The sequence below is a fragment of the Ructibacterium gallinarum genome, from assembly GCF_014982785.1.
Lineage (GTDB): Bacteria > Bacillota > Clostridia > Monoglobales > Monoglobaceae > Ructibacterium > Ructibacterium gallinarum.
Genome location: NZ_JADCKB010000043.1, coordinates 1 through 9132, shown reverse-complemented (window position 1 = coordinate 9132; position 9132 = coordinate 1). Strand labels below are relative to the sequence as shown.

At 54.0% G+C, this 9132-nt stretch carries 9 protein-coding genes; 3 read left to right on the top strand and 6 right to left on the bottom strand.

Annotated elements, in window-relative coordinates:
• Positions 1-212: 212 nt before the first annotated feature.
• From INF28_RS12360 to rd, 5 genes are all read right to left on the bottom strand, one after another.
• Positions 213-1163 carry a Lin1244/Lin1753 domain-containing protein gene (locus INF28_RS12360; protein ID WP_226393762.1) on the bottom strand — a complete coding sequence of 317 codons (951 nt, stop codon included), beginning with the start codon at positions 1161-1163 and terminating at the stop codon, positions 213-215.
• A gap of 653 nt (positions 1164-1816) precedes the next feature.
• Positions 1817-2092, bottom strand: coding sequence for an anaerobic ribonucleoside-triphosphate reductase (gene nrdD / locus INF28_RS12355; RefSeq protein ID WP_226393761.1), 276 nt, complete (start codon positions 2090-2092; stop codon positions 1817-1819).
• Between the two features lie 164 nt (positions 2093-2256).
• Positions 2257-2610 (bottom strand): hypothetical protein, encoded by a 354-nt coding sequence (locus tag INF28_RS12350; protein ID WP_226393760.1) that lies wholly within the window; start codon positions 2608-2610, stop codon positions 2257-2259.
• A 167-nt stretch (positions 2611-2777) separates the two neighbouring features.
• Positions 2778-3980, bottom strand: a complete 1203-nt coding sequence (locus tag INF28_RS12345; RefSeq protein ID WP_226393759.1) for an FprA family A-type flavoprotein — start codon at positions 3978-3980, stop codon at positions 2778-2780.
• 2 nt (positions 3981-3982) lie between these two features.
• Complete coding sequence (gene rd / locus INF28_RS12340) at positions 3983-4141, bottom strand: rubredoxin (protein ID WP_226393758.1); 159 nt, start codon at positions 4139-4141, stop codon at positions 3983-3985.
• 131 nt (positions 4142-4272) lie between these two features.
• On the opposite strand from rd, the gene INF28_RS12335 reads away from it, so the two are divergent.
• Complete coding sequence (locus tag INF28_RS12335) at positions 4273-4938, top strand: Crp/Fnr family transcriptional regulator (protein WP_226393757.1); 666 nt, start codon at positions 4273-4275, stop codon at positions 4936-4938.
• 82 nt (positions 4939-5020) lie between these two features.
• Entirely contained in the window at positions 5021-5971 is a 951-nt protein-coding gene (locus INF28_RS12330) for a calcium/sodium antiporter (RefSeq protein ID WP_226393756.1), read from the top strand.
• Positions 5972-5974: 3 nt separating this feature from the next.
• Here INF28_RS12330 and INF28_RS12325 read toward each other — a convergent pair whose 3' ends face one another.
• Complete coding sequence (locus tag INF28_RS12325) at positions 5975-6370, bottom strand: hypothetical protein (RefSeq protein ID WP_226393755.1); 396 nt, start codon at positions 6368-6370, stop codon at positions 5975-5977.
• Positions 6371-6593: 223 nt separating this feature from the next.
• On the opposite strand from INF28_RS12325, the gene INF28_RS12320 reads away from it, so the two are divergent.
• Complete coding sequence (locus INF28_RS12320; protein WP_226393754.1) at positions 6594-8966, top strand: transglycosylase domain-containing protein; 2373 nt, start codon at positions 6594-6596, stop codon at positions 8964-8966.
• Positions 8967-9132 lie beyond the last annotated feature (166 nt).

Below are 9132 nucleotides of genomic sequence, written 5' to 3'. Positions count from 1 at the left end.
CGGCAAAACTACGTCCGCTGCCTTGCTTCTCCTCCTTCCCAGAAGCGCACGCGCTTCACCACTGCCGAGCGAATTTGAGGAAAAGACAAAGTTCCTGCCCGCAGCCGCAGAGATAAGAAGAAAATCCTGCACAAGCTTCTGCCGGCGTTAGCCCGGTCACCTTTCGGAAGCCCTTTGCGGCCGAAGTTCCCGGCCGCTGAAGCGCACGCGCTTCAAGGTACATTCCAAAATTGGGAAAACAGCATGTCGGAGATTGCGGCGTCATCGGTTGGGTTGGAGTCGGTATAATTGCACAGCCGGCTGGGAGAAGGCGATCTTGCCGGCGGTTTGGATTTTTGACGCTGGAATTCCGCCTTGTTTTCCGCAAAGGCCGGCAAGGTCTTAATCCCCTTTTTCCGCTTATCCTCCAAAACCGCCCGGGCATACTGCCAGGACGGCTTGCCGTATTCTACCGCCTCGTCCATGGCGGCGCAGAGTAGTTCCGGCTCCATGCCGCCGTCCAAGCAGGATAAAAGAAATGACTCCGCCTTTGAGGTTACCGCCCCAAAACAGCCTTTTGCATGCTTAAGAACTCCAGTGTGATCCGAAGCAGCAGGCAGCGGCGGTGCGGCTTCTGCCGCATCGGTATCTGCTTTCTTCTCCTCTGCTTTCTTTTCCTTTTCTTTGCTTTGCTTTTCTTTTCTTTGTGAATTATTGCATACATTTTCCGGGTTTCTGCATACATTAACTCGGTTTTTGTATACATTAACGCCGTCAATCCAAATATTTTCGGTCTGCAGTTCCGGCGGCAAAAGAAGATAACGGCTGTCAAAATCAATTCTTTGCCGCCGTCCCACCGCTGTCAAATAGCATTTTTGAATCTCCAGAGAGGTCAAAATATGATATTTTTCGTATTTTTCCCGGTCGAAAATTTCCCAATGCACTGCCGCCTCGGCAATGGAACGGATGGTTTCTTCAGGAAGACGGCATTCAGAGGCAAACAATAAAAGGGTTTCCTGGTCAAGGGGGCAGAAATATCCCATACCTCCATAAACCGCCTGTAAAAGCTTGGTGATAACGGCAAAGCCGGTAAGGCCAAACTTGGCTTCCATCAGTTTGATGCCCCGGCAGTCGCAGACGTCAAAGGGGAAATAGTTCAGTCCTGCTTTGATGGGCCGCGCCATAAATATCCTCTCCTTTTTATTTTTTGCGGATATTGTATACCCGGCCGCACTGACAAAGCCTGCCGTGCTGGCGGCGGCGGAGAAAACCGCCGCCTGCGGAAGCGAAAAACCGGGGGATGCCGGGCAAAAAAATTGCCGCCCGGGCGTTTGTGCGGCGGGCGTGTGTGTGCGGCGGGCGTTTTTGCGTGGTGCGGCGGGCGCGTGTGTGTTGTGTGTGGCGGGCGCGTGTGCGTGTGGCGGGCGCGTGTGTGCGTGGCGGGCGTGGTGTGCGGCGTGGCGTGGTGTGCGCGTGTGTGTGTGGCGGGCGCGTGTGCGTGTGGCGGGCGCGTGTGTGCGTGGCGGGCGTGGTGTGCGGCGTGGCGTGGTGTGCGCGTGTGTGTGTGGCGGGCGCGTGTGTGTGTGGCGGGCGCGTGTGTGCGTGGCGGGCGTGGTGTGCGGCGTGGCGTGGTGTGCGCGTGTGTGTGTGGCGGGCGCGTGTGTGTGTGGCGGGCGCGTGTGTGTGTGGCGGGCGCGGCAGGCGGCGTGGCGCGGTGTGTGGCGGGCGCGGCAGGCGGCGTGGCGCGGTGTGTGGCGGGCGCGGCAGGCGGCGTGGGATAAAAAAACAGAGCCGGCCACCTGCTTTTGTCACAAGTGGTCAGCCCTGTCCGTTCTTTTTAATTGCAACAGCTCATATGTTTTACCCGGTCTCTTTCTTCCGCACGTTTTGCGTTGTTAAACCGGTCCACCGTACCTACCAGATATCCGGTGATTCTCCGAATCCGCTCAAAGGGGATTGGGGTCAGGTTATATTCCGCGTCCACATATCCATCGTCACAGATTTTCAGCGTCAGGCTGTCAATATCCATGCCCGGATTGTTCTTCCGGATGTGCTGGGTGTAATAGGCGATTTCCTTTGGGCTCATATTGCCGTTTACTACGTTAACTGTCATTTTATATTCCTCCTGTTCGTGCAGTGAATCCTGTATTTTTTATTGCAATGGATACAGTATACACCCAAATAAATATTTTGTCAATAGATATAGTGTTAAATTTTTATTACAGACACAATATATAGTATGTCGTCGGAGCAAAGTTCGCTTTGCTCCGTTTTTCTTTAAAAAAGAAAAACATTCGCCTGCTTCCTTGCTCCTCCTCTTTCCCAGAAGCGCACGCGCTTCACCACTGCCGAGCGAATTTGAGGAAAAGACAAAGTTCCTGCCCGCAGCCGCAGAGATAAGAGAAACTTTTTCGGGAGCCCTGCGGCCGAAGGACCCGGCCGCTGAAGCGCACGCGCTTCACCACAGCCGAGCGAATTTGAGGAAAAGACAAAGTTCCTGCCCGCAGCCGCAGAGATAAGAAGAAACTTTTGCGGGAGCCCTGCGTCCTCGTCGAAGCAAAGTTTGCTCAACTCCGTTTTGCCCAAAGGCGGCAAAACTACGTCCGCGTCCTTGCTTCTCCTCTTTCCCAAAAAGTGCGGCCACCGGCCGTCGCTTTTTGGGAGCCCTTTGCGGCCGAAGGACCCGGCCGCTTACAAACCGGGCGCTTACAAACTGCGTTTTAAAAATCGGAATGGAAAAAATTCCATTCCGATAAAAGACAATATAGGTTTGACTTTTTCACCACGTGGCTGCAAAGCTACAGGCTTTGCGCAAACCGCCGTCCGGTTTCTTTTGCGGCGCTGAGGTCATCTTCCGAGGGGACAAAGGTCACTTTAAAGCCGTCTTCAAAGACATTCATTTTCAGTCCCGTCAGCCGTGCCGTAAGATTGGGAATCGCCTCGCCGCTCCAGCCATAGGAGCCGAACGCCAGTACAGGTTTTTTCTTATTATTAATAGCGTCCACATGGGACAGCAGCATCCAGATAGGCGCCACCGCATCCGCGTTCAATGTGGGAGAGCCCACACAGAAGGCGTCGGAGCTGTTCAGCAAGCCTGCCATCTCGCCCAAATCGTTGTGATTGAGGTCATAGGTGCAGACGTTTGCCTCCGGCAGGACTTCCCGAATCCCGTCCGCAATGGCGTTTGCAATTTTCCGGGTATTGCCGTAGGCGCTGCAGTAAAACAGCGGGATCTGCTTTTGGGTTTTGGGCGCCGGAGCGCTCCACTCCCGGTATTTTTCCATTACATAGGAAAGCCGGCCCTCTTTGGTAATCACCGGGCCGTGGCTGGTGCAGATCCGTTCTATGTCAAGATCCTTTATTTTTTCCATGCCGCTGATGACATAGGGCTTAAAGGGACCGAAAATAGCGTCATAATAGCCCTGAAACGCGATTTCGTACTTGTCCGGATACGCCGTGTGATAGTCAAAGGTATAGGGCTCACAGTAGTGTGCGCCGAACATATCACAGGGGAACAGGGTTTTTTCCTCCGGGCACCAGGTGAACATGGAATCCGGCCAGTGCAGGAAGGGGGCGTTGATAAACGACAGGGTTTTGCCGCCCAGGTCAAGGCTGTCCTTGTCCTTTGCGATCCGCACCGGATAATCCTCCCGGTTGGTGATATTCTTCAGATAAATCGAGCCTGCCCGGCTGACCACCACCTCTGCCTTGGGGCAATAGGGCAGCAGCTGCGCCAGCGCACCTGAATGGTCCGGCTCACAGTGGTTTAAAATAATATAGTCGATCTCCGCCGGCTCACAGACCTCTTTAATATTGTCAAGGTACTGGTTAAAATAGGTGGCATGGCTGACCTCAATCAGCGCTGTCTTTTCCGTGCCCCTGACCAGAAAGGAATTATAGGTGGTGCCGTAATCCGTCCGCATGACCACATCAAAGATGCGCATGGCAGGATTGAGTATCCCCACCGAATAAATATCGTTGCCGATCCTGCAGGAAGCCATTCTTATTCCTCCTCAAACATGTCCTTGCCTACGCCGCACAGCGGGCAGGTGAAATCCTCCGGTACGTCCGCCCAGACCGTTCCCGGTTCAATCCCGTTATCCGGCGCGCCCGCCGCCTCGTCATAAACATATCCGCATACAGTGCATACATACTTTTTCATTGTAATTTCCTCCTTGGTAATAAATTTTGCTTGACTTTTCTTAGTATTTATTGTAGCATAAATTGTATTCAAAAAAGTGTTGCATTTGCAACAATTTACAGGAAAATTTTTTTCCGGGGAGGGGAAAAGGGATGAAACTGGCACAGACGCCCTTATTTGAAGGGATTACCGAGCAGGACTGCCGGCAGATGATACGGTGTTTTGGTGCGGCGGAGCGGGAATTTTCGCCGGGGCAGACCCTGTATGATTTTGGCAGTGAAGAGAGCCGGGTAGGGATTTTGACCGCGGGTCAGGCGCGGGTGGTTCGGATTGACATTGACGGCAACCGCACCATACTGGAAACCCTGGGGCCGGGGGAGGTATTTGGGACGCTGTTTACCTTTTATTCCCGCACGGGGGACAGCGTAACGGCGGTATGCGAGAGAGAATGCCGGGCGGTATTTATCGATCGGGGGCAGATTACCAAGCGCTGCAGCCGGGCCTGTGCCTGTCACAGCCGTCTGGTGGAGAACCTGCTTTCCCTGGTATCGGCCAAGGCGATCTACCTCAGTTCCAGGATCGAGATTTTAAGCCGGCGGAGTATCCGGGAAAAGCTGCTGTGTTATTTTGGATATTGCCAAAGCCTCTCCGGCGGCAGGGAATTTACCCTGCCCTTTTCCCTAAGCGCCCTTGCGGAGTATATCTGTGCCGACCGCAGCGCCATGATGCGCCAGATCAAACAGCTGCGGGAGGAAGGGCTGATTGTCACCCGCGGCCGGCAAATTCGGCTGTCCGCCCCGGGAAAAAACGGGAATTGACACCGGCGGTTTCTTGTATTATAATGAATATAATTAGGCTTTTTGGCTAAAATGCAGGTTAAGAAACGGAGCGAGAGAAAAAATGACGGCTTTGATTCAAGTGATACTTCTTTTGGCGGGGTTTGCCGCCCTGCTCAAGGGAGCGGATTTACTGGTAGACGGTGCGGTGGGCTTTGCCCGCCGGTTTCATATTCCCACCCTGGTCATCGGTATGACCATTGTGGCTTTTGGCACCAGCGCCCCTGAGGCGGCGGTGAGCATTACGGCCGCGATGGAGGGCAACAGCGCTATTTCCGTGTCCAACATTATCGGCTCCAACCTCTTTAACCTTTTGGCCGTGGGGGGCATCTGTGCCCTGATCCGGCCGCTGACGGTCAAACGGATTTCGGTGATCCGGGACTATCCTTTTCACTTGGTTATTACAGCGGCGCTGCTGGTGATGTTTTGCGATCCCTTCCTGGGAACCGGCGCGCCTTTCCTTAGCCGGGGCGACGGACTGATCCTGCTTTTGCTGATGGGAATGTATATGTATATGAATATCAAGGACGGCATGGGCGGCGACGGCCATGAGGAACCCGCAGAGAATATTTCGGTACCCAAAAGCCTGCTGTTTCTGGTTTTGGGCCTTGCGGGGGTAATCGTGGGCGGCCGGCTGGTGGTGGATTCCAGCACCGTTCTTGCCCGTATGATGGGAATCAGCGATACCCTGATCGGCCTTACGGTGGTGGCCCTTGGCACCTCCCTGCCGGAGCTGGTCACCTCTGCGGTGGCCTGCCGCAAGGGCGAGGCAGACCTTGCCTGGGGAAATATTGTGGGCTCCAATATCTTTAATATCCTGTTTGTGCTGGGATTTTCCGCCCTGCTTTCTCCCATCGGGATTGATATGCTTTCGATTTATGATACAGCGGTGCTGCTGATTGTGTCGGTGCTGGTCTATCTGGCCGCCGCGCCCGCAAAGAAGATCAGCCGGCCCATAGGCGGCGCCATGCTGGCCGCCTATCTGGTATATGCGGTCTATATCATTCTGCGGTAGGGATCAGCTGGTAAAGTCCTCTTCAAAGGAGGCAAGCTCCTGCTTGTTTTTCAGCACAATCCCCTCCCGGAGCCGAACCATATCCTCAGCGGGCAGGTCTCTTGCCCACACGTCAAGGCTGTATAAAAAGGATTCCTTTCCTCCGGAGGAGACATAAATGGCAATGTCGCCGTTTTCAAACCGGGCGATATAGTAATCCGCCTTTGTGACCTGGTCCTCAGAAAGGGGCGGGGCCGATTCCGTAATGGGCTGTGCTTCTGCCGCCGCCGGGGTCAGCGCCTCGGTCAGCTTGTCGGTCTGGTAACGGTAGGCCGCCACATAGGCAAGATAGCCCACCAGTACCGCTATGGAAAATACAATGATGCTCAGCATCAGGCTCTTAAAAAAATGTTTTGCCATACAGCAATCCCTCCTGTTTCAGAGGGGGACTTTGCACCGGCATGGCATAACATGTGCAAAATCCCCTTTGGTATATGCCATATCTTGTGGATTTTGGCAAATTGTAACACGATTTTAATCTATTATTAACAGGACTGGGAATTTTTATACCCGAAAGTATGATATAATTGGCAGAAAGCGGAAGAAAAACCGCGGATGCGCAGAATTTAAAGGGGAAGGTAACATGAAACACTATATCAAAAAGTTTCTTTTGATTTTTACCATCACACTGGTGCTGGGACTGGCCGTGGCGGGCGTTGCCTTCGGCGGGGCGGTCCTGGGTTACTGGGGGGATGTGGACGACCTGGATATCGAAAGCCTGACCCTCCGGCAGAATTCCACCATTGTATATCTTGACCCGGATACCGGAGAGGAAAAGGTGCTTCAGGAGCTGAGCGCGGAGGAAAACCGGATCTGGGTGGATCTGGACGCCACGCCGGAGTATTTGCAAAAGGCCTTTGTGGCCATTGAGGACGAGCGGTTTTACCAGCACAAGGGCTATGATCTCAAGCGGACCACCAAGGCTGCCTTTACCTGGGTGATCGACAAGATCACCGGCAAAAGCGGAGCGGCGTCTTTGGGCGGAAGTACCATTACCCAGCAGTTGATTAAGAATATTACCGGCGATGACGAGCAGACCCCTGCCCGGAAGATTCAGGAAATTGCCAGGGCGGTGGCGCTGGAAAAGAAAATGGACAAGGATCAGATTTTAGAGCTTTATTTAAACTGTATCTATTTGTCTCAGGGCTGCAGCGGGGTGCAAAAGGCTGCCAATCTGTATTTTAATAAGGATGTGGCGTTTCTCACCCTGGCGGAATCGGCGTCCATTGCCGCTATTACCCAGTACCCGTCCTTATATGACCCCTTTGTGAACCCGGAAAAGAATAAAGAGCGCCAGGAAGTGGTGCTCAGTAAAATGCTGCAGCTGAATTTTATTACCCAGGAAGAATATGACGCCGCGGTCAGCGAGGTGCTTAATTTTGCCGACCCCAGCCAGAAGGAGAAGGAAAACCAGCCTCAGACCACCTCGTACTTTGTGGATCAGGTGATCCGGGACGTGTTGGAGGATCTGCAGAGCCAGGGGTATTCGGAAAACCTGGCCAATAAGATCCTGTACTCCGGCGGCGTAAAAGTATATACCACCTATGTGCCCAAGGTGCAGACGGCGGTGGAGGAATACTATGCAGATACCAGCCACTTCCCCAAGACGTCGGCACAGTCTGCTATGGTGGTCATTGATGTAGAAACCGGACAGGTGGCCGGTATTGCCGGCGGCATCGGCGAAAAGCCGGGAAGCCTTACCCTCAACCGGGCATCCATGAGCCCCCGTCAGCCTGGTTCTACCATCAAGCCCATCGGGGTCTATGCCCCCGCCCTTGACAAGGGGCTGATTACGGCAGGCTCGGTGTTTGATGACAAGAAGACCTCTTATAACGGCTGGGTACCCAGAAACTACGATTATCAGTACCGGGGCAGAGTGAACGTGCGCCAGGCGGTGCGGTCGTCTCTCAATACGGTGCCGGTAGAGATTCTGTCCAAGATGGGGACGCAGGAAAGTTATGACTTCCTCACCCAGAAGCTGGGGCTTTCCACCCTGGTGGCAAGCCGTGAAGTGGATGGACAGATTTATACGGATATTGGCCTTTCCCCGCTGGCGCTGGGCGGTTTGACCGACGGCGCAACCGTGCTGGAAATGGCGGCGGCCTTTGCGTCTTTCCCCAACAACGGGGTTTATAAAAAGCCTTATACCTATACCGATGTGGTGGACAAGGACGGCAATGTAGTGGTTTCCTCTGACCGTTCGTCCTGGGAGGCGATGAAGCCCTCCACCGCCTATATCATGAGCAAGCTGATGGAAGAGGTAGTTACCAGCGGCACCGGCCGGGGCGCCGGACTGTCCGGCGGCATGTTTACCGCCGGTAAAACCGGTACCACCTCAGAGAATAACGACCGCTGGTTTATCGGCTTTACGCCGTATTATGCCGCGGCGGTCTGGTATGGATATGACATTCCCCAGGAGATTACCATGTCCCAGAACCCTTGTATCCCAGTATTCCGGGACGTGATGAACACCATTCACAAGGGAAAGAGCGCCAAAGAACTGACCAAGCCCGATGATGTAGTTTGGGCCAGCTATTGCACCTATTCCGGAATGCGGGCAACTTCAAGATGCCCCTCTGACAGCTATTACTTCTCCCGGGATAATCTGCCGGCCTACTGTAATTCCAATCATGCAGGATATGTGTGGGAGAGCGACGAGGAAGAGGAAGCAAGCAAGGCAACTTCATCGCCTACGGCTACGTCTGCCACATCCGCAGGAGGAACGGGGACCGGCGGCACCGGCGGCCAAACCGGGAATGGTTCCGGCGGTACCGGAAACAGCGCCAGCGGCACAGGCGGCGGCACAGGAACCAGCGGCACTGGTACCGGCACAGGCCAAGCGGGAACTGGATCGGGAACCGGCGGCACAGGAACAGGCGGCGGTACAGGCACGGGCACAGGCGCAACCGCGGGCACTGGCGGCGGCACCGGCACTGGTGCCGAACTGGAAGAATAAAAACGCAGGCATTTCAATAAAAAACCTCTGTGGATTGAATGGACTGCCCCAATTTGTGCGGACAGTACAAAAACGCCCTTGATGGTAGGATAAATTAAAGATTTAAGCAATATACTGACTTCGTTTTTCAAGCGGAGTCAGTATTGTTTTTATTTGTATTCTTTCG

Excerpts from the sequence above, each read along its gene's own strand:
- INF28_RS12360 (WP_226393762.1), bottom strand. The coding sequence starts at position 1,163 with ATGGCGCGGCCCATCAAAGCAGGACTGAACTATTTCCCCTTTGACGTC.
- INF28_RS12330 (WP_226393756.1), top strand. The coding sequence starts at position 5,021 with ATGACGGCTTTGATTCAAGTGATACTTCTTTTGGCGGGGTTTGCCGCC.
- INF28_RS12320 (WP_226393754.1), top strand. The coding sequence starts at position 6,594 with ATGAAACACTATATCAAAAAGTTTCTTTTGATTTTTACCATCACACTG.
- INF28_RS12335 (WP_226393757.1), top strand. The coding sequence starts at position 4,273 with ATGAAACTGGCACAGACGCCCTTATTTGAAGGGATTACCGAGCAGGAC.
- INF28_RS12325 (WP_226393755.1), bottom strand. The coding sequence starts at position 6,370 with ATGGCAAAACATTTTTTTAAGAGCCTGATGCTGAGCATCATTGTATTT.
- nrdD (WP_226393761.1), bottom strand. The coding sequence starts at position 2,092 with ATGACAGTTAACGTAGTAAACGGCAATATGAGCCCAAAGGAAATCGCC.
- rd (WP_226393758.1), bottom strand. The coding sequence starts at position 4,141 with ATGAAAAAGTATGTATGCACTGTATGCGGATATGTTTATGACGAGGCG.
- INF28_RS12345 (WP_226393759.1), bottom strand. The coding sequence starts at position 3,980 with ATGGCTTCCTGCAGGATCGGCAACGATATTTATTCGGTGGGGATACTC.